The organism is Acrocarpospora pleiomorpha, from assembly GCF_009687885.1.
Classification (GTDB): Bacteria; Actinomycetota; Actinomycetes; order Streptosporangiales; family Streptosporangiaceae; genus Acrocarpospora; species Acrocarpospora pleiomorpha.
On sequence record NZ_BLAF01000023.1, the window covers coordinates 1 to 18,760 of the forward strand.

The 18,760-nt window shown below is 68.5% G+C and carries 16 protein-coding genes; 9 read left to right on the plus strand and 7 right to left on the minus strand.

Features of this window, described 5'->3' with window-relative positions; translation table 11 throughout:
* The first annotated feature begins 204 nt into the window (after positions 1 to 204).
* The 3 genes from Aple_RS21060 (at position 205) to Aple_RS21070 (ending at position 1,716) form a co-directional block, all read left to right on the plus strand.
* Positions 205 to 696 carry a GtrA family protein gene (locus Aple_RS21060; protein WP_155346367.1) on the plus strand — a complete coding sequence of 164 codons (492 nt, stop codon included), beginning with the start codon at positions 205 to 207 and terminating at the stop codon, positions 694 to 696.
* Between the two features lie 52 nt (positions 697 to 748).
* The gene (locus Aple_RS21065; protein WP_155346368.1) at positions 749 to 1,141 is read left to right on the plus strand and encodes a ChaB family protein; all 393 of its coding nucleotides are present in this window, start codon (positions 749 to 751) and stop codon (positions 1,139 to 1,141) included.
* 77 nt (positions 1,142 to 1,218) lie between these two features.
* A complete protein-coding gene (locus tag Aple_RS21070; protein WP_155346369.1) occupies positions 1,219 to 1,716 on the plus strand; it encodes a hypothetical protein in 498 nt (165 codons plus the stop codon).
* A gap of 205 nt (positions 1,717 to 1,921) precedes the next feature.
* Here the strand turns inward: Aple_RS21070 and Aple_RS21075 are convergent, their stop codons facing one another.
* Both Aple_RS21075 and Aple_RS21080 read right to left on the minus strand, forming a co-directional pair.
* Complete coding sequence (locus tag Aple_RS21075) at positions 1,922 to 3,463, minus strand: fused response regulator/phosphatase (protein ID WP_155346370.1); 1,542 nt, start codon at positions 3,461 to 3,463, stop codon at positions 1,922 to 1,924.
* A gap of 63 nt (positions 3,464 to 3,526) precedes the next feature.
* Positions 3,527 to 3,739, minus strand: coding sequence for a hypothetical protein (locus tag Aple_RS21080; protein WP_155346371.1), 213 nt, complete (start codon positions 3,737 to 3,739; stop codon positions 3,527 to 3,529).
* A gap of 1,025 nt (positions 3,740 to 4,764) precedes the next feature.
* Between Aple_RS21080 and Aple_RS21085 the strand changes: the two genes are divergently transcribed.
* The 4 genes from Aple_RS21085 to Aple_RS21100 all read left to right on the plus strand — a co-directional run bounded on the left by Aple_RS21085 (position 4,765) and on the right by Aple_RS21100 (position 8,827).
* Positions 4,765 to 5,859, plus strand: a complete 1,095-nt coding sequence (locus Aple_RS21085) for a helix-turn-helix domain-containing protein (protein WP_155346372.1) — start codon at positions 4,765 to 4,767, stop codon at positions 5,857 to 5,859.
* Positions 5,849 to 7,006, plus strand: a complete 1,158-nt coding sequence (locus tag Aple_RS21090; protein WP_155346373.1) for a glycosyltransferase family 2 protein — start codon at positions 5,849 to 5,851, stop codon at positions 7,004 to 7,006. Before Aple_RS21085 ends, Aple_RS21090 begins: the two co-directional genes overlap by 11 nt.
* An 84-nt stretch (positions 7,007 to 7,090) precedes the next feature.
* The gene (locus Aple_RS21095; protein WP_170321595.1) at positions 7,091 to 7,564 is read left to right on the plus strand and encodes a GNAT family N-acetyltransferase; all 474 of its coding nucleotides are present in this window, start codon (positions 7,091 to 7,093) and stop codon (positions 7,562 to 7,564) included.
* Positions 7,565 to 7,606: 42 nt separating this feature from the next.
* On the plus strand, positions 7,607 to 8,827 hold the full coding sequence (locus Aple_RS21100) for an endo-1,4-beta-xylanase (RefSeq protein WP_155346375.1): 1,221 nt from the start codon (positions 7,607 to 7,609) through the stop codon (positions 8,825 to 8,827).
* Between the two features lie 3 nt (positions 8,828 to 8,830).
* Here Aple_RS21100 and Aple_RS21105 read toward each other — a convergent pair whose 3' ends face one another.
* Positions 8,831 to 9,385: a CGNR zinc finger domain-containing protein gene (locus Aple_RS21105; RefSeq protein ID WP_155346376.1), complete on the minus strand. Its 555-nt coding sequence runs from the start codon at positions 9,383 to 9,385 to the stop codon at positions 8,831 to 8,833.
* A gap of 286 nt (positions 9,386 to 9,671) precedes the next feature.
* Here Aple_RS21105 and Aple_RS21110 point away from each other — a divergent pair, with 286 nt between their 5' ends.
* On the plus strand, positions 9,672 to 13,958 hold the full coding sequence (locus Aple_RS21110) for a galactose-binding domain-containing protein (protein WP_155346377.1): 4,287 nt from the start codon (positions 9,672 to 9,674) through the stop codon (positions 13,956 to 13,958).
* A 39-nt stretch (positions 13,959 to 13,997) separates the two neighbouring features.
* Here Aple_RS21110 and Aple_RS21115 read toward each other — a convergent pair whose 3' ends face one another.
* Entirely contained in the window at positions 13,998 to 14,822 is an 825-nt protein-coding gene (locus Aple_RS21115; protein WP_246264673.1) for a DUF4253 domain-containing protein, read from the minus strand.
* A 93-nt stretch (positions 14,823 to 14,915) separates the two neighbouring features.
* Between Aple_RS21115 and Aple_RS21120 the strand changes: the two genes are divergently transcribed.
* On the plus strand, positions 14,916 to 16,805 hold the full coding sequence (locus Aple_RS21120; RefSeq protein ID WP_155346379.1) for a WD40 repeat domain-containing serine/threonine protein kinase: 1,890 nt from the start codon (positions 14,916 to 14,918) through the stop codon (positions 16,803 to 16,805).
* A 28-nt stretch (positions 16,806 to 16,833) separates the two neighbouring features.
* Here the strand turns inward: Aple_RS21120 and Aple_RS21125 are convergent, their stop codons facing one another.
* From Aple_RS21125 to Aple_RS21135, 3 genes are all read right to left on the minus strand, one after another.
* Positions 16,834 to 17,445 carry a class F sortase gene (locus Aple_RS21125; protein WP_155346380.1) on the minus strand — a complete coding sequence of 204 codons (612 nt, stop codon included), beginning with the start codon at positions 17,443 to 17,445 and terminating at the stop codon, positions 16,834 to 16,836.
* Between the two features lies 1 nt (position 17,446).
* Positions 17,447 to 18,253: a DUF4397 domain-containing protein gene (locus Aple_RS21130; protein ID WP_155346381.1), complete on the minus strand. Its 807-nt coding sequence runs from the start codon at positions 18,251 to 18,253 to the stop codon at positions 17,447 to 17,449.
* 21 nt (positions 18,254 to 18,274) lie between these two features.
* The coding region (locus Aple_RS21135) for a hypothetical protein (protein WP_218038444.1) at positions 18,275 to 18,760 on the minus strand (486 nt) is incomplete at its 5' end.

Here is an 18,760-nt window from a genome sequence, read left to right on the forward strand (position 1 = left end):
CACCGCAACCAATCGAGGCCAGCCCGGAGGGTTGAGGGCCGTAGCGGGTGGTGGCGAAGCCCTGCCTGACCGGCCGCGCGACGACGTTTCGACGGTGACGAACACCGCACCACGCCCCAGGCTGGGTACAGTGGATCTTCGTGACGGCCCCGCCAGACCTGCCCGGACTTCCCCTGATCTCACTATCGAGCGGACAACCATCGCATGCGTTCGGCCCACGCGGTATTCGGGAGGCTTCGGCTTCTCGCTCGTGAACTCACCACGTTCGGGATGATCGGCGCCGTCGCCTTCGTGATCAGCGTTCCCGGTGCGAACGTGCTGCGCTACGGTGTCGGGCTGGGCCCGTTGACGTCCGTCGTGCTGGCCACCGTGGTGGCGTCCGTCTTCACCTACTACGCGCACCGCTACTGGACCTGGCGCAGCCGCGGCAGCTCCGGGCACATGCAGGAATTCGCGTTGTTCGCCATGTTCAACGGGATCGGCCTGCTCATCCAGGTGCTCTGCGTCGGGTTCACCGAATACACCCTCAGACTGAGCAATCCGGTGGCGCTCAATACCGCCAACACCATGGGCGTGGCGGCGGGCACGCTCTTCCGTTTCTGGGCGTACCGCAAGTGGGTGTTCCTCCCGGTCACGGTGAAGGAGAAACCTGCGATCCCCGAGCTGGCCGCCGAGAGCGAGGGACCGGCCAGGTGAACGCGGGACGAGCACGCCGATGAGCGTGCGCAACGTGAGAAGGGAGCGGGAGATGCCTGCCCAACGAGAGATGCCCGACACCCTGCGCCGGTCCCCCAAGCGGGCCCAGGAGACGTGGGCCAAGGCGCACGACGCCGCCGTCCAGGAGTACGGCGAGGGGGAACGCGCGCATCGGACCGCATATGCGGCGCTCAAGCGCACTTGGGAGAAGATCGGTGACCACTGGGAGGCCAAGTCCAAGCGGGGGCCGTCGGACGAGCGGGCCGCGAGCAAGCGGCGCGGCGCGGGCCGGACCGAGGAGGGCGTGAACGCCAAGGCGTCCAAGCAGCACCTTTACGACGTCGCCAAGCGGATGGACATCGCCGGACGTTCCAGCATGACCAAGGAGCAACTGGTCGACGCCATCAGGAAGGCCAACAGGCGCGCGGCGCGCACCAGAGCATGACATAGCCGGACATCACGAGATCCCGTGCGATGGGAGCCGACGGACTGGGGATTCCCTTGATCCTTTAGGGTGTCCGGATGGGAGTTCCTTGGGGCATCGTGGAGTATCCGGCGAAGTACGACCGGGACGAAGTGATCGCGGATTGGCGCCCGTTCGCCATGTCGGTGTTCGCGCTCAACTCGCGGCGCACCTTCAACGTGATGCATGGAGAGGATCGCGTCGGCTTCCGGGCGGTACGGAGCGCGGACGGGCGGATCGAGCTGGTCACCTCGGTCGAGCAGCACCCTTTGGCGCGCAAGCGGATCGACGCGCTGGAGTGCGGCGACGGAACGTATGACATGTTCGATCAGCTCTTCGATGGCTACGAGGTCTTCGTCCCGTGGAGCACGATTCCCGCCACGATCACCACGCCCGCCAGATCATGGCGGGCCTGGCCGCTCAGATACCTGGAAGGCTCGATGCGCGGCCATCTGCCGGAGATCGAGGACCCCGAACTCCAGACACTCGCCCGGCAGCTGCTCAGAGCCTCCGTCGTGGCCGCGAAATTCAACATGCTCGTGACGGTCTCCTACTGAGTTCTCGTCGACCTGGGGCGCGCCCGACAGGCCGAGGCGTCGGGCGGGCCGCAGCCGTCACTTATTCGCGCTGGTAAGCCAGCACCTATTCGCGCCGGTAAGCCAGCGTGTCGACCAGGCCCAGCTGCCGGTGCAGCAGCCCTGCCGTCCCCAATTCGCGCTGGTGAGTGGGCTCACTGGGGTGTAACCGACAATTCGGCAAATTTCATGATCTGCGGAGGACCACCAGGGCGACGTCGTCCTCGCGGTCGGGGGGCATCAGCCCGTTCAGCAGCCGGTCGCAGAACACGTTCAGGTCGGGTTCCACCACGGCGGCCAGGTCCCGGAGGCGGGCCATGCCGTCGAGAACGCCCAGATCCCGGCGCTCGACCAGGCCATCGGTGATCAGCACCAGCGCACCCCCGGGCGGCAGCAGGACCCTGGTCTCGTCCGGCCGGGGCAGGTCGGCGCCGAGAAGCGGACCGGGAAGGGGCACGTACTCAGCCCGCCCGTCCGCGACCAGCAGCGGCGGCAGGTGCCCTGCATTGCACAGCAGCACCTCACCCCCGGCCGGGTCGACGAGCAGCAGCACCACGGTGGCCAGCTCCCGGGGCAGGAAGGTCAGCATGAGCTGGTTGACCCGGCGCAGGATCTCGCCCAGCCCGTGCCCTTCACTGGCATAGGCCCGGACCGCATGCCGGATCTCCGCCATCACCGTGGCCGCATGCAGCGAATGCCCCATGACGTCACCCACCGCCACCAGCAGGCGCTCACCCAACGGGATCAGCTCATAGAAGTCACCACCGATCTCGGCTTCGGTGGTGGCAGGAATATAACGAGCAGCCAGGTCCAAACCCGGCACCCGCGGCAACGACCGAGGCAACAGACTGCGCTGCAACGTCAACGCGATCCGCCGCCCCTCATCCAGCGACCGCAACCCCTCGACGGCCAGCGCCACGGTCTGGCTGAGCTGCGACAGCACGTGCAGATCCGCTTCACTCGCGGTCACATCCGCCGGAACCAGCACGGCCACCAGCGGCTTGGCCTGGAGCCTGGCCAGCGCCACCCGCACCTCACCACCCCGCGCCGACGGCGCCACCAACGCCGCCCACCCCGAACCAGGCCCCGTCGTGATCGTGAAGCCGTGCGGGACCGCGCCGAAATCGGCCTCCCCGACCGAAATCCGCATCGAGTCCCCACCTGCGATCGCAACATGGGCGTACTCCCCATCCAAAGCCGAGGCCACCACAGACGCCGCACAGCCGAACATACGAGCCGCCCCTTCAGCCGCCGCCCGTACCAAATCCGGCACCCCGCCAGCCGAGTTCACCGCGAGCGTGGTATCGGCCAGCGCCGCCAACTGCCCCGCCAACCTCTCCGCCCGCCGCCGCGCACTGGCATACCTGAGCATGGCGTGCACGGTCGCCAGCAACACCTCAGGTTCGACCGGCTCCGTGATGATCGCATCGGCCCCTCGCGCCAAGCCCTGAGTACGATCACGCACCTCAACCCCCGACGCGGTGAGATGAATGACAGGCACCGCCGCACTGACAGGATCCCCCTTGATGCGCTCACACACCTCGAACCCATCCATGTCAGGCAAGCGCACATCCAACAGAACAAGATCCGGCAACTGCCCCCGCACCGCGCCCAGAGCCTCCTGCCCGCTCGCGGCCTCGATCACCTCATAGCCGTAATGCTCCAGCCACCGCCCGATCACATACCGATCAGCGGCAACCTCGTCGACCACCAGGATGCGCTCAGCCACCGCCCCCGACCCCCTGATAACGGGATATTTCACCTTAGGGAAGGAGGCAATTATGCGGCATGCTCAGGTCGTTTTGAGGGTAACCAGATAAGCCAAGATCAGAATGGTGAGAAGCACGAGCAGGACGCTGCCGCCGCTGATCGCCACGACGATGTGGGCGCGCCGGATCAGCCAGCGGATCGCGCCAAGCACCAGCATGATCGCGCTGCCCAGACTCCACAGCGTCAGGCTGGTGGGGTCGATGGGAGCGTGCACCAGGAAGTGGAGAACTGCCATGGACTCACCTCGCTGAAGTTGACTAATTGTCGCCAGCAGTACCTCCGGTCGACCGGTTCGGTGAGATAGCCGTCCGGCCCCCGGCCAAGCCCTGGGTACGGTGCCGCACCTCGACCGTCGTCGCGGTGAGGTGAATGACGGGCACCGCCGCGCTGGCGGGATCTGCCTTGATGTGCTCGCACACCTCCCGTCGCTGGAGAGCAGGGAGCCAAGTATGCGGCATGTCCCTACGAAGCGGAATCAGTGTGGTAGGTAGTTGTCAGTGGCCGTATCCCCATCCACGACACCCTGCTCGAAGTCATGGGTCCGATGACTATCCTTCCGATCTCCATCTCTTACCGACAATTCTCAGGTGGATGGCTCTCTGGGCCTTTACCAATTTCCATCTGATCCGCTCGCGCCTGGTCACATCGACAACCCGGGAGGAGACTGACCGGTCGATCGCGATGCAACCTTCGCTTGCGTCGCCGTGCCAAGGCCCATGCAATCGAAGCCCCGATTAGCGAGGCGAGAAGATTGTTCGCGAGATCGATGAAGTATCCCATGTCACACCTATTGCCTGGTAGAGACGGTGTTGCGCCAATTGTGGAGCGCTGTCTATGGCGAGAGCAAGCGTGATCGGCCGTCTTTAAGAATTCATGTGAAATCGGCGCATTGCAAAATCAATTGATGGACGGGGTTGTCGGTTTGGTGAACTCGCTTAATTGCGGCTGGGAGTGTTGAAGTGTGAAGTTTCGAAATTTGCCAGCTGGTGTTAATGCTCGCTTCAGGACATTCAGCTGAATGGACACTCTCACCGGATGCGCCTGATGACCATCGAGCATGCGACCACCGTTCCGTGACTGATCAGCGGATGTGATCACCTTTGGGTCGTGCCGTGGGGTCGTCGGACTTCTGCGAGTTTCTCCAGGTCGGCGGAGAGGACACCGATTCAGCCATAAATGAATCTTGATCAATGCCTCTCGACGTGGAACCTTAGAAAAGGTTTGCTTAAGGTCCTGAAGTTCAGGTGAATCGGAGTTCGAGTGACGGACGAGGGCCCCCATGCGGGGATCGCGCTGGCGCGCCGGTTACGGGCGCTTCGCGAAGAGTGCTGGCCGGGCCTGCGGATCACCCAGGCTCAGCTCTGCGCCGCCTTCGGCGTCAGCGTTCCGTTGATCTCATCATGGGAGTCGGCGCGCACCCCCAAGATCCCGCCGATGGAGCGGATCCAGAGCTACGCGGCCTTCTTCGCCACCGAACGGTCGATGGAGGGCGCCACACCCCGGACGCTCACATTGCGGGAGCTGACCGATGCGGAGCGGTCCCAGTTCGACCAGCTTTACACCGAGCTGAAGCGCTTGCGCGTCGCCGCGCTCGTCGGCCAGGGCACCGTACATGTGAGCGCGGAAGCCAAACGCGCCGCCTTCAGCGACGGCCCGTGGCACTTCGACGACGGTATGCCGATCACCATCATCTGCTCCCAGCTCCCGGACGACCAGCGAGCCAAGATCCCGTACGCGGATCCGGACACGCCCGACTACATCGACCTCTACCGCTACTCCGACCTCGATTCACTGTTCGAACTCCATGGCCACCTGCGCGCCGCGAATCCGCTCAGCCTCGTCACCCGGCGTTCGGTCGAGGACCTCAGCGCCGACGATCTCACCACCCACATCGTGTTGCTGGGCGGCGTGGACTGGAACCGCATCACCGCGTCCTTTCTCGACCGGCTCGAACTCCCCGTGCGGCAGGTGTCCGACTGGGCCGGCGAGAAGGGGCCCTATTTCGAGGTCGACGAGGTCGGCGGCAAGAAGCGGCACTATGCCACGGTGGACCGGGACCAGCTGCTGGAAGATGTGGCCTTCTTCTATCGGGGTCCGAATACCGACAACCCCCAGTGCACGGTCAGCATCTGCAATGGAATGTACGCGCGAGGCGTCTACGGCGTGGTCCGGGCGCTGACTGACGAGCGATTCCGGGAAAGGAATGCCGGGTATCTGCGGAGGCGTTTCGCGGGCGCGGACTCCTACTGCATGCTCGTGCGGGTCCGGATCGAGGGCAGGCTCGCGATCACTCCCGACTGGACTATCGACGCGGTGCGGTTGCACGAGTGGCCGGGGTCGCTCGATGAGAGCTGAGGCCACGCCGCACCACCACGATTCGCACCGGCATCTGATCGATGAATACGGCGACCTGCCCGATAATGCTCCAGGGCCCGTGCACGCCATCGTCGTCCCCACAATCCGGCATCCCCGCTGTCTGCGGCACGCGGCCCGGCTGGCGCAGCACCTGGGCTGCCCGCTCGTGTCGCTGCACAGCCGGAACTGGAGCAACGCCGGACTCGCGGCCGCGATCGTGCCGTCGGCGGTCGACCTCATCGCGATCGACATCGGTGACGTCGGCGCGTTGAACCTGCCGGACTTCGAGACCGACGCCCTGCTGCGGAACACCCCTTTCGTTCGATTCACTGACCTGAGCGCCAAGCGCAACCTGGGGCTGGCGCTGGCCCGGATGATGGGCTGGCAGCGCATCGTCTTCCTCGATGACGACATCGAGGTCGGCGCGCCGGACGAAATGTCACGAGCAGCCTCGCTTCTGGATATTTACGAAGTGGTCGGGATGCGGATCGGCGGGTACCCCGACAACTCCGTGGTGTGCCACGCACACCGAGAGACCGGGGGGTGTCAGGACTCGTTCGTGGGGGGTGGTGCCCTCGCCGTGGAGACGACCCGGAACTTCTCCTTCTTTCCGAACGTGTACAACGAGGATTGGTTTTATCTGCTGGGGGAGAAGACGCTGCGGCCGCTCGCCGTGACGGGGATGGTGCGCCAGCGGCTGTTCGACCCGTTCGACCGGCCGGTGCGGGCTCGTGATCAGGAGTTCGGCGACGTGTTGGCGGAAGGGATCTTCTGGCTGCTCGACGAGCCCTCGCGGCGTGGCTGGAGCGAGGGGGCGGATCAACAGCACTGGGCGCGGTTCCTCTCCCGGCGCAGGATGTTCATCGACGATGTGCTTCATCGGGTGCGGGCGTCCCCGATATTCCCATCTTTCCATCGGAAGGCCGCCGAGGACTGTCTGCTGGCCGCCCTCGGCCGGCTCAGCCTGATAAAACCCGAGTTCTGCGTCGCCTATCTGGATGCGTGGCGGGAAGACCGTATTCGTTGGGAGAGGCACTTGAGCGGCTTGCCAAATTACTCATCCAGCCTCGCGGACGCAGTCGGGCTCCTGGTAAAAGAGGGAAAGCCAGAACTGCGCTGGAGACATCGGCACCCCCATTTATCATGATTTACCGGACATTCAGTAGGGGGCCTGTAGTTTATGGGACATATTGATATACGGCGGGCCTGTCATGAGGATCTACCTCACCTCGTGCGGGCCTTGGGCCAGGGACACTATTTCCTGGATCGATTGAACGCTCAGGCTGTCGGTCATGGCATCCTCCTGGCCGCCTGGCAGTACTCCATGGTCGTCGGCGACGTCTACCTTTGGCTGGCGCAGGCGGAAGAACCAGAACTCAGAGTGCATTTGCCCGATGTCCCATTGATCACGCATTTGGAGGTGGCGGAGGATCAGCGCAACAGGGGCATCGGCACCGAGCTCATCCGCCAGGCCGAACGATGCCTGTGGGAGGCCGGCTTCAAGCGCGTGGCCCTCGGCGTGGCCATGGACAATGAGGCCGCCGGGCGTCTGTATCGCCGGCTGGGCTACGTGGAGTGGCCGCACGGCGAGGTGGCCACCACGGAGGTTGTCTTCCAGTCCGACGGCACTCGCGAACTCCGGCCCGAGCTGTGCCGCATCATGACCAAGGAACTCGAGCCCGGCTGGGCGGATGACCTTCGTTGAAGCCCGCCTGGGCATGTGGCGGGTGGGTTGGAGAATGGGGATATGTCGGCGATCAGGGCTGTTCGGGCCGCGGATGTGACGTTGCGGGTGACTTCGGGAGGGGTGCCGCTGGCCGGGCGGGAGGTGGTGGTCGCGCAGCGGGAGCATGCGTTTCTGTTCGGGTGTATCGGGTTTGATTTCGTGGAGCTGGCCAACGGAGCCGGGAGCGAGCAGGATGAGCGACTGGCCGAGTTGTGGTTCGGGCTGTTCAACGCGGTGACGTTGCCGTTCTACTGGGGGCGGTTCGAGCCCGAGCGGGGGCGGCCGGATACCGCGCGGCTGTTGCAGACGGCTCGGTGGTTCGCGGAGCGTGGGTGCGTGGTCAAAGGGCATCCGCTCGCCTGGCACACGGTGACGGCGGACTGGCTGATGGACCTGCCCAACGACGAGATCGCGCGCGTGCAGGTCGAGCGGATCAAACGGGAGATGACCGATTTCGCCGGGGTCATCGACATGTGGGATGTCATCAACGAAGTCGTGATCATGCCGATCTTCGAGCAGTACGACAACGGCATCACCCGCATCTGCCGCGAGATGGGCCGGATCCCGATGGTCCGCATGGTGTTCGACGCCGCCCGCGAGGCCAACCCGCGCGCGACCCTGCTGCTCAACGACTTCGACATGTCCGCCGCGTACGAATGCCTGATCGAGGGCGTCCTGGAGGCCGGGATCACGATCGACGTGCTCGGCCTGCAGAGCCACATGCACCAGGGCTACTGGGGCGAGGAGAAGACCCTCGCCACCATCGACCGTTTCGCCCGGTACGGCCTGCCGATCCACTTCACCGAAACGACCCTCCTGTCCGGCCACCTGATGCCCCCGGAGATCGTCGACCTGAACGACTACCAGATCCCCGACTGGCCCACGACCCCCGACGGCGAGGCCCGCCAGGCCGACGAGGTCGTCCGCCACTACCGCACCCTGCTGTCCCACCCCTCGGTCACCGCCCTGACGTACTGGGGCATGACGGACGGCGGCTGGCTCGGCGCCCCGGGCGGCTTCGTCCGCTCCGACGCGACCCCCAAACCGTCGTACGAGGCCCTGCGCGCCCTCATCAAGGGTGACTGGTGGCTACCGCCGACAACCTTGCGTACCGATACGGAGGGCCGTGTCAGGTTCAACGGCTTCCTGGGCACGTACGAGGTCTCCGCGGCCGGAAACAGCGCCACCTTCACCGTCGACACCCCCGGCGAGACGACGGCCGAGGCCACGCTCACGACCTAGCGGCTACTGGGCGCGTTTCGCCTGGCGGTAGACGCGCATCTTGGCGCGGGTGCCGCAGACGGCCATGGAACACCAGCGGCTGCCGCGGTTGCGGGAGCGGTCATAGAAGATCCATTCGCAGCGGGGCTCGTGGCAGGCCTTGAGGCGCTGCCAGGAGCCGTCGGCCACCGCGCCCGCGACCGAGGCCAGGATGATCGCGAGCGCGCCGCGAAAATCCGTGAGCGCGGGCTGAAGCCCCAGCCGGCCGGCACCGAAGCCGACGACGAGGGGACAGTTCCTGGCGATGTGGGCGATGGTGCCGCGTGCTTCCAGGTCGGGAGCGTTGCCGTTGTTCTCGCGCAGGAGCGCGCGGACCGCCTCCCGCAGCACGACGGCGTCATGCCGGTCGAGCTCCCCGACCGGGAGCGAGCCGAGGCCGTTGCGCGCCAGCCAGCCCGCCAGCCCCTCGGCGGTCGCGAACTCGTCGGGGCCGAACTCGATGTTGACGCTGTTGACGAAGACCTGAACGAGGCCGAGCGGGCCGGGAGCGACGGCCCTGTCCGCCGGAGGGACCTTCATACCCTCCTATCTAGCTCATCAGGTGACGAAACGGCTACGTCCCGAAGAGCGGCTGTCATGCGGTCGGAACACTCACGTTTCAACCCGTTGACGGGCACGTATCCCCTATGTAACCTTTGGCCAGCACTGCGCAAGAATCTTGCAAAGTGCTGTTCAATTTCTCGCTGTTCCTCGCAACTTCAGGGATGCACTGCGTCCGTGCACCTGCCCCCCATCCGCGTCCGGTGACGGCCACGCGTCGCGCCGGCCCAGCCCTGTCGTTCCTGACGAGAGATAGAAGAGCGCGATGAGAAAGCACGGACCGTTACGCATGGTCGCCGCCGCGGTCGCGGCCGGCCTGCTCGTCCTGGTGGGGTCGGTCGTGCCGGCCGCCGCCGCGGGCGGGCCCAACCTCAGCCTCGGTAAGACGGCCTCGGCCGGCTCCTCGACCGGCGGGCACGCGGCGAGCAGCCTCAACGACGGCAACCAGGCCACCTACTGGGAGAGCACCAACAACGTCTTCCCGCAGTGGGCCCAGGTCGACCTGGGCAGCGCCACCAGCATCGACCAGGTCGTCCTGAAACTCCCCGCCGACCCCGCCTGGCAGACCAGGACCATCACCCTGTCCCTGCAGGGCAGCACCGACGGCACCGGCTACGCGACGATCGTCGGCTCGTCCGGCCGCACGTTCAACCCGGCCACGAACAACACCGTGACCATCGACTTCCCGGCCGTCACCACCCGCTACGTCCGGGTCGACATCACGGCCAACACCGGCTGGCCCGCCGGCCAGCTCTCCGAGCTCGAGGTGTACGGCACCAGCACCGGCGGCGCCGCCAACCTCGCCCAGGGCAAGACCATGACGGGCAGCAGCGTCTCGCAGAACTACGTCGCGAGCAACGCCAACGACCTCAACCAGGCCACCTACTGGGAGAGCAACAACAACGTCTTCCCCGAGTGGCTCCAGGTCGACCTCGGCGCGTCCGTCTCGGTCAACCGCGTCGTGCTGAAGCTGCCCGCCTCCGGCTGGGCCACCCGCACCCAGACGCTCGCCGTTCAGGGCAGCACGAACGGCTCCACGTTCAGCGACATCGTCGCCTCGGCGGGGTACGTGTTCAACCCGGCCTCCGGCAACACGGTCACGATCAACTTCGGCGCTGCCACGACCCGCTACGTGCGGCTGAACATCACCGCCAACACCGGCTGGCCGGCCGGGCAGATCTCCGAATTCGAGGTGTACGGCCCGAGCACCGGCGACCCCACCCCGCCGACCGCGCCCACCAACCTGGCGTTCACCGAGCAGACGCCGGGCCAGGTCCGGCTGACCTGGACCGCCTCCACCGACAACGTGGGCGTCACCGGCTACGACATCTACGCCAACAACCAGCTGCGGGCCAGCGTCGGCAACCTCACCACGTTCACCGACACCCAGCCGCTCAGCGCCACGGTCGCCTACTTCGTCCGGGCCAAGGACGCCGCGGGCAACCAGTCGGCCAACAGCAACAGCGTGACCCGGCAGGGCCAGACCGGTGACACCCAGAACCCGACCGTGCCCGGCAACCTGGCCTACACCGAGCCGGGCTCCGGCCAGATCCGGCTGACCTGGACCGCCTCGACCGACAACGTCGGCGTGACCGGCTACGACGTCTACCGCAACGGCGCCGTCGCGGCCTCGGTCGCCGGCAACGTGCTCACCTACACCGACAACCAGCCCGCCACCGCGACCGTGACGTACCACGTCCGGGCCAAGGACGCGGCCGGCAACCTGTCCGGTGAGTCCAACTCGGTGACCAGGACCGGCTCCAACCCGCCGGGCGCCAACCTGGCCACCGGCAAGGAGATGGTCGAATCCGGCCACGTCCACACGTTCGTCGCGGCCAACGCCAACGACGGCAGCCTGGACACCTACTGGGAGGGCGCGTCCGGCACCTGGCCGAGCACGCTCACCGTCAAGCTGGGCGCCAACGCCGACATCACCTCGGTGGTGCTGAAGCTCAACCCGTCCAGCGCGTGGGGCACCCGTACCCAGAACATCCAGGTCCTGGGCCGCGAGCAGAGCGCCACCGGCTACACCAACCTGGTGTCGGCGGCCAACTACACGTTCAACCCGGCCTCGCAGAACAGCGTCACCATCCCGGTGACCGCGACGACCGCGGACGTGCAGCTCCGGATCAACAGCAACACCGGCGCGCCCGGCGGCCAGATCGCCGAGTTCCAGGTGTTCGGCACCCCCGCCCCCAACCCCGACCTGGTCGTCACCTCGGCCACCTGGTCGCCCGCCTCTCCGGTCGAGACCGACGCCATCACGCTGTCGGCCGTGGTCCGCAACAACGGCACCGCGAACGCCCCGGCGACCAGCCTCAACCTCTACCTGGACACCACCCGGGTCGCCACGGTGAACGTGCCGGCGCTGGCCGCGGGCGCCCAGACGACCGTGACCGCCAACATCGGCCCGCGCGACGCCGCCAGCTACTCGGTGAACGCCAAGGTCGACGAGGCCAATACGATCATCGAGCAGAACGACGGAAACAACGGCTACGTCAACCCCACCGCGCTGGTCGTGCGCCCGGTCGACAGCTCCGACCTGGTCGCCTCCCCGGTGGCCTGGACCCCGAGCAACCCGTCGGGCGGCCAGACCGTCACCTTCAGCGTCGGCATCAGGAACCAGGGCACGGTGGCCTCGGCCGGCGGCGCCCACGGCATCACCCTGACCGTCCTCAACGACCAGGGCACCGTGGTCCGCACGCTGACCGGCTCGCACACCGGCGTCATCAACGCCGGCGCCACGACCGCCCCGGTCGGCCTCGGCACCTGGACGGCCGCCAACGGCCGCTACACGGTCCGCGTCGTGCTGGCCAACGACGCCAACGAACTGCCGGTCAAGCAGGCCAACAACACCACCAACACCGGTCTCTTCGTGGGCCGCGGCGCCAACATGCCGTACGACCACCTGGAGGCGGAGGACGCCGTCCGCGGCGGCGGCGCCGGCCTCGTCGGCCCGAACCGCACCATCGGCGACCTCGGCGGCGAGGCCAGCGGCCGCCGCGCCGTCACCCTGAACACCAACGGCGCGTTCGTCGAGTTCACCACCCGGGCGACCACCAACACCCTGGTGACCCGCTTCTCCATCCCCGACTCGGCGGGCGGCGGCGGCATCAACGAAGAGCTGAACGTCTACGTCAACGGGACCTTCCACAAGGCGATCAACCTGACCTCCAGGTACATGTGGCAGTACGGCAACGAGGCCAGCCCGAACAACTCGCCCGGCTCCGGCGGCCCGCGCCACATCTACGACGAGGCCAACGTCTTCCTGAACCAGTCGTACCCGCCCGGCACGAAGATCCGCCTCCAGAAGGACCCCGGCAACGACACCACGTACGCGATCGACTTCATCGACACCGAGCAGGTCGCGCCCATCGCCAACCCCGACCCGGCCAAGTACGTCGTGCCGACCGGCTTCACCCAGCAGGCCGTCACCGCCGCCCTCGACAAGGCGCGCATGGAGACCGGCTGGGAGGGCGTCTACCTGCCCGCCGGCGACTACCCGGTCCAGAACAAGTTCACCGTGTACGGCAAGCCCATCAAGGTCGTCGGCGCCGGCCCCTGGTACACCAGGTTCTACGCCCCGACCGGCCAGGAGAACACCGACATCGGCTTCGACGTCCAGTCGTCCGCCAACGGCGCCTCCTTCAGCGGGTTCGCGGTGTTCGGCAACTACACCCAGCGCAACGACGGCCCCGGCAAGGTCTGGAACCTGACCGGCGTGAGCAACATCGCGATCGACAACATGTGGATCGAGCACCAGATGGTCATGGTCTGGGGCACCAACATCAGCAACATCAGCCTGACCAACAGCCGCATCCGCGACATGTACGCCGACGGCCTCAACTTCACCAACAACAGCCGCAACAACACGGTGCGCAACATCGACGCCCGCTCCACGGGTGACGACGCCTTCGCCCTGTTCAACGCGGTCGACATCGTCCAGGGCGACAACACGGGCAACCTCTTCGAGAACCTCTCGGTGACCACCCCGTGGCGCGCGGCCGGCCTGGCGATCTACGGCGGCTTCGACAACACCTTCCGCAACATCTACATCGCCGACACCCTGACCTATTCCGGCATCACGGTCAGCTCGCTCGACTTCGGCTACCCGTTCCGGGGCTTCGGCACCACGCCGACGCGGATCGAGAACGTCTCGATCATCCGGTCCGGCGGCCACTTCTGGGGCCAGCAGACCTTCGGCGGCATCTGGATGTTCTCGGCCTCCAAGGAGTTCCGCGGCATCCGGATCAGCGACGTCGACATCGTCGACCCGACCTACAGCGGGATCATGTTCCAGACGAAGTACACCGGCAACCAGCCGGAGTTCACCCACACGGACACGATCCTCACCAACATCACGATCACCGGGGCGCAGAAGAGCGGCGACGCCTTCGACGCCAAGTCGGGCTTCGGCATCTGGGTCAACGAGCTGCCGGAACCCGGTCAGGGCCCGGCGGTCGGCTCGGCCACCTTCAACAACCTGGTGATGAGCAACAACTTCCAGAACATCAAGAACACCACGTCGACCTTCACCCTCAACATCAACTAGCGTCCGCGGTGCCGCCGGAGACCTCCGGCGGCACCGCCATTAGTCCCACCAGAACGACCAGGCGTGTTTGCCTCGGATCTGTTCCGCGTAGTCCTCCAGGGTGCCCGGGCCCTGGATGATGCTGTCGGGGCAGAACGTCCAGTGCTCCGCCGCCACGTGCAGCGCGTGCAGCCCGGAGACCGGCGGGGCGGCCACGCTGAGCTCCAGGGTGTTGAAGCCCGCGCCCACCACCCGCACCCCGAAACGCTCCTCCCAGCTGCGCAGCACCGCCGCCAGCGGGACCGTCCACTCGTTGTGGTTGATCGCGCCCTGCCAGCCCATCACCGCCAGCGCGTCCGCGCCCCGGTCTGCCGCCACCAGGCCGAGCGGGGTGCCGTTGCGGGCCAGGACGCCCGCGTACCAGTCGGCGACCACGCCGGGCTCGGCCACCAGCGTGCCGGGCTCGGCCAGGCCGGGGGAGACCGGGCCGAACGGCTCCAGGTTGCCGATCTGGTCCTTGTCGGCCTGCTCCACCCAGTCGGCCCACACCTCGTCCATGAAGTCGCCGGCCCGGAAGTTGTCGATCTCGGCCGCGGTGTCCGGCGCGATCTGCCCGATCGACCAGGGCTGCACCGACTCCTCCAGCAGCAGCGGCCACAGCCCCGACACCGGATGTTCGGCGTGCAGCCGCGCCCACAGCTCCCCGGACACCGGGTCGTCGCTCAGCCAGAACGCCGGGCGCCGGTGCTCGCGCCGCCGCTCGAAGTTCGGGTCGGGCCAGACCGCCGCGCCTTCGGGCAGCGCCACGCCCAGCGAGCGCCCCTCGCCGTCGTCGGCGAAGAGTTCGCGTATCTCGGGTGGCAACTGCCCTTTCCTAACCGGCACGGCGAAGAGAATAGTTCACGCGTTCTTCCGCCGGTTTCCGGAACTGGCCGTTTGGCCTATCGTCGTGCTCGTCGCCCGCACGTGGAGGTCGCCATGCCGCTGCCCCGTCCGTTGCGGCCGGGCGACCCCGAGGTCCTGGGGGACTACCGGATCACCGGGCTGATCGGCGAGGGCGGGCAGGGCACGGTCTACCACGGTGAGACGTCCACCGGGGCACCGGTCGCGGTGAAAGTGCTGCACGCCCGGTTCTTCGAGCGCGACGACGCGGAGCGGCGTTTCTTCAACGAGGTGGCCGCGGCCCGCCGGGTGGCCGAATTCTGCACCGCGCGCGTGATCGACGCGGACATCACCCACGCCAGGCCGTACATCGTGAGCGAATTCGTGGACGGCGAGTCGCTGGACGCGCTCGTCCGCCGGGAGGGCCCGCGCGACCCGGGCGCGCTGGACCGGCTCGCGGTCGGCACCGCCGCCGCGCTGGCCGCCGTGCACCGGGCCGGGATCGTGCACCGCGACTTCAAGCCCGCCAACGTGCTGCTCGGCGCGGACGGCCCCCGGGTGATCGATTTCGGCATCGCGCAGGTCGTGGACGCCGCCGGGACCGAGGCCAGCCGGGTGCCGGGCAGCCCCGCCTACATGTCGCCGGAACAGCTCGCGGGCCGCCGCCCCGGGCCGCCCTCGGACGTGTTCAGCTGGGCGGTCACCATCAGCTTCGCCGCCACCGGCCGCCCCGCGTTCGGCAACGACTCCATCCCCGCCGTGATGAACCGCATCATGCACCGCGAACCCGACCTGACCGGCGTGCCCGCCCGGCTGCGCGGCGTGCTGCTCGCCTGCCTGGCCAAGGACCCCGCGGTCCGGCCCACCGCCGCCCAGCTGCTGCTGACGCTCGTCCACGCCAAGGACGAGCCGCCGCGGACCCGCTCGTTCCCCCGCTGGGCACTCGGCGCGACCGCCGCCGTGGCCGCCGCCGGGGTGGCCGTCGCCGTCCCGCTCTGGCCGCGCCAACCGGCGGTCGTCCCGGCCGCCGTCCAGGCCGCGCCGATGAGCCTGCCCTCCGTGGGCCCGCTCTTCGGCCAACCTCTCGGCCCCCCCTTCAAAGGCCACACCAGCGAGGTCCTCGCCCTGGCCACCGCCACCCTCGGGACCCGCCCGGTGGTGGTCTCGGCCGGGCGGGACGGCACGATCCGCGTCTCCGACGTGCGGACCGGCGCGGCGGCCGGGCCCGCCCGCCACGTCGACGCGCTCACCGTCTCCGCTCTCGCCCTCGGCGACCTGGCCGGCCGCCAGGTCCTGATCTGCGGCGGGTACGGCACCGGCCTCTGGCTCTCCGACCTGGCCACCGGGCGCGCGCTCCCCTTCGGCGCGGCCAAGGGGGACGTGCTCGCCCTGGCCGTGACCAGCCGGGAGGGCCGGCCCGTCCTGGTCGCCGCCGGGCACAGCGCCGTGCGCGTGCTCGACCTGGCCACCGGCCGGCCGCTGCTGACACTGGGCGGTGGCGCGTCCGACGTCGCCACGGGCGAGCTCGGCGGGCGCCAGGTCATCGTCACCGCCGCCCTCGACGGGACCGTGCGCGGCTGGGACGCGGGCACAGGCGAGCCGGTGGGCACGCCCTTCGCCGCGCCGGGCTCGCGACTGGCCCTGGCCGTGGTCGGCGGGCGCCCGGTCGTGGTGGCGGGCGCCGCGGACAACACGCTGCGGGTGCACGATCTCGAAACGGGCGCGCCCGTGGGGGAGCCGTACCCGGGGCACACCGACCGGATCAGCGCCGTCCTCACCACCGTGCTGGACGGGCGGCCGGTGGCCGTCACCGGCAGCTGGGACGGTCAGGTCCGGGTCTGGGATCTCAGCTCGGGACAGCCGGTCGGGCCTCCGCTGGCGGGTCCGGGCGGCTGGGTCACCTCGGTGGCGGTCACCGAGGTGGACGGGCTGCCGCTGCTGCTGGCGGGCAGCCGGGACGGGACCGTACGCACGTGGCGGCTCTAGCCGTGCCTCCCATGTGCGAGAAATAGGTCTAGCCGAGCGAGGCGAAGGCGATCACGTTGTCGGCGTAGTGTCTGCGGGCCTGGTCGAAGGTTCCCCCGCAGGTGATCAGGCGCAGCTGGGGGTCGTGGGTGGGGCCGTAGACGGCCTCGGTGGGGAACTCGTCCTTGGGGTAGGCGCGCACGTCGTCGATCAGGAACCGCACCCTGCTTCCGTCCGCGAGCTCGACGTGGACGGCGTCGCCGCGCCTGAGCTTTCCCAGGTCGGCGAAGACCGCCGGGCCCGTCCGGCTGTCCAGGTGTCCGGCGATCACGGCGGGGCCCGGGTCGCCGGGGCGCACCCCCGCCGCGTACCATCCGGCGACGGCGGGCTCGACCGGCGCGATCATGACGCCGCCGGCGTCCAGGGCGAGCCGTTCCAGGCCGCTCCGGACGCCGATGGCGGGCACCGAGACGGCGACGGGCTCGGCGTGCCGTACCGGCGGGGAGACGATCGCGGTCTGGCCCTGGACCGCCGACCAGCCGGGAATCGGGGCGGTCGGCTTTCCCGCACCCGTCGGTGGCGCGGGCGCCGGCTGCGGTTCCGCCGCGCCGCACCCCGCCAGGGCTGTCACCAGCAGGGCGACGGCCAGGGCGCGCCGCATCTCAGCCGGCGCGGCGGCGGCGCAGGACGAGCGCGGCGGCCAGCGCGATCCCGGCGAGCGCGATCGCGCCTAGGACGCCGTTCGGACGGCTGTCATGAGAGAGGCCGCCGAGGCCGGTGTCGACCGCGCCCCTCGGGATCACGCCGGGCGCGGCCGCGTCGCGCAGGCTCAGGAGGTCCAGGCCGCTCTTGCCGTCCAGGATCACGACCGTGTTCGTGCTGCCCGGCGCGAGCGCCACCTCCGCGCTCGCCGACTTGGCGCCCGCGGCCGCCGTGATCTTCTGGGTCTCGGCGTCCACCGCCCGGTAGTCCGGCGTGTCCGCGAACTTCAGGCTCTCCTCGAACACCGCGCCGCCCGCCGTCACCTTCAGCGTGCGCTCCTTCAGCGACGCCGCGATCACTCGCAGCCCCGCCTTGCCCGACGGCAGCTCCATCGAGTCCGGCAGCACCTGCAGCCGGATGCTCTGGTAGGGACCCATCCCCGCCACCGTGTACGCGTTCCCCCCGGCCACCCGCACGTTCGCCGACAACACCGGCGGCGTCGCGGCCCCCGCCCCCGCCGGGCGCATCGCCACCGTGTACTGCCCCGCGTTCAGGTTCTGGTACGGCGAGACGCCCCCGTACGGCACCGCCTCGAGCACCAGCTTCGGCGTGCTGCCGCCGAACGGGTAGAGGTAGACGTCCACGGCCGGGGTGTCGGGGGACAGGTGCGCGAGCCGTACGTGCCCGACGGCGGCCGTCCGCGCCTGCGCGGGCGCGGCGACCGCGAGGACGAAGGCGGCGAGAACGGCGATACGCGAAAAGATCATGGAGGCCAGCTCCCAGGGAGGTCAGGAGGAGAGGGAGCCCGTCGGGCTCGGCGCGGAATACCGGATGCGCAGGATTGTGGACGCTACGTCACTCGGCTGAGCCAGCTTGACCTCGATGGGATGAAATCGTGATTCCTGCGCATCCAAAAACCGGATAATTCCCGAAATCTTGGTTTTGGAGGGCTTGTGGTCGTCGATTGAGCTGATTTCCACACTTCGCAGGGGGACTCCCGGGTCGGCGCCCGCGTCCCCGAACGCCCGCACGTACAGCCGGTGCGTGGCCGCGATCGCGGCCAGCGCGCTCAGCAGCCGCGCGTCCACCTCGCCCGCCGCCAGCTGCCGGGTCGCGTCCGGCGCCGCCGCCAGCCGCGGATGCCCGAGCAGCTCCCGCCCCGCCCTGCGCCGATCCGCCGCGTCCCGCGCCAGATCCCGCGCGAACCGCCGCACCCCCTCCGGCGTCACCCGCCGGACCTCGATCCCCGCCACCCGCGCCAGGGCCCCCGGCGC

Excerpts from the sequence above, each read along its gene's own strand:
- Aple_RS21060 (WP_155346367.1), top strand. The coding sequence starts at position 205 with ATGCGTTCGGCCCACGCGGTATTCGGGAGGCTTCGGCTTCTCGCTCGT.
- Aple_RS21065 (WP_155346368.1), top strand. The coding sequence starts at position 749 with ATGCCTGCCCAACGAGAGATGCCCGACACCCTGCGCCGGTCCCCCAAG.
- Aple_RS21070 (WP_155346369.1), top strand. The coding sequence starts at position 1,219 with ATGGGAGTTCCTTGGGGCATCGTGGAGTATCCGGCGAAGTACGACCGG.
- Aple_RS21080 (WP_155346371.1), bottom strand. The coding sequence starts at position 3,739 with ATGGCAGTTCTCCACTTCCTGGTGCACGCTCCCATCGACCCCACCAGC.
- Aple_RS21090 (WP_155346373.1), top strand. The coding sequence starts at position 5,849 with ATGAGAGCTGAGGCCACGCCGCACCACCACGATTCGCACCGGCATCTG.
- Aple_RS21100 (WP_155346375.1), top strand. The coding sequence starts at position 7,607 with ATGTCGGCGATCAGGGCTGTTCGGGCCGCGGATGTGACGTTGCGGGTG.
- Aple_RS21105 (WP_155346376.1), bottom strand. The coding sequence starts at position 9,385 with ATGAAGGTCCCTCCGGCGGACAGGGCCGTCGCTCCCGGCCCGCTCGGC.
- Aple_RS21110 (WP_155346377.1), top strand. The coding sequence starts at position 9,672 with ATGAGAAAGCACGGACCGTTACGCATGGTCGCCGCCGCGGTCGCGGCC.
- Aple_RS21120 (WP_155346379.1), top strand. The coding sequence starts at position 14,916 with ATGCCGCTGCCCCGTCCGTTGCGGCCGGGCGACCCCGAGGTCCTGGGG.
- Aple_RS21125 (WP_155346380.1), bottom strand. The coding sequence starts at position 17,445 with ATGCGGCGCGCCCTGGCCGTCGCCCTGCTGGTGACAGCCCTGGCGGGG.
- Aple_RS21130 (WP_155346381.1), bottom strand. The coding sequence starts at position 18,253 with ATGATCTTTTCGCGTATCGCCGTTCTCGCCGCCTTCGTCCTCGCGGTC.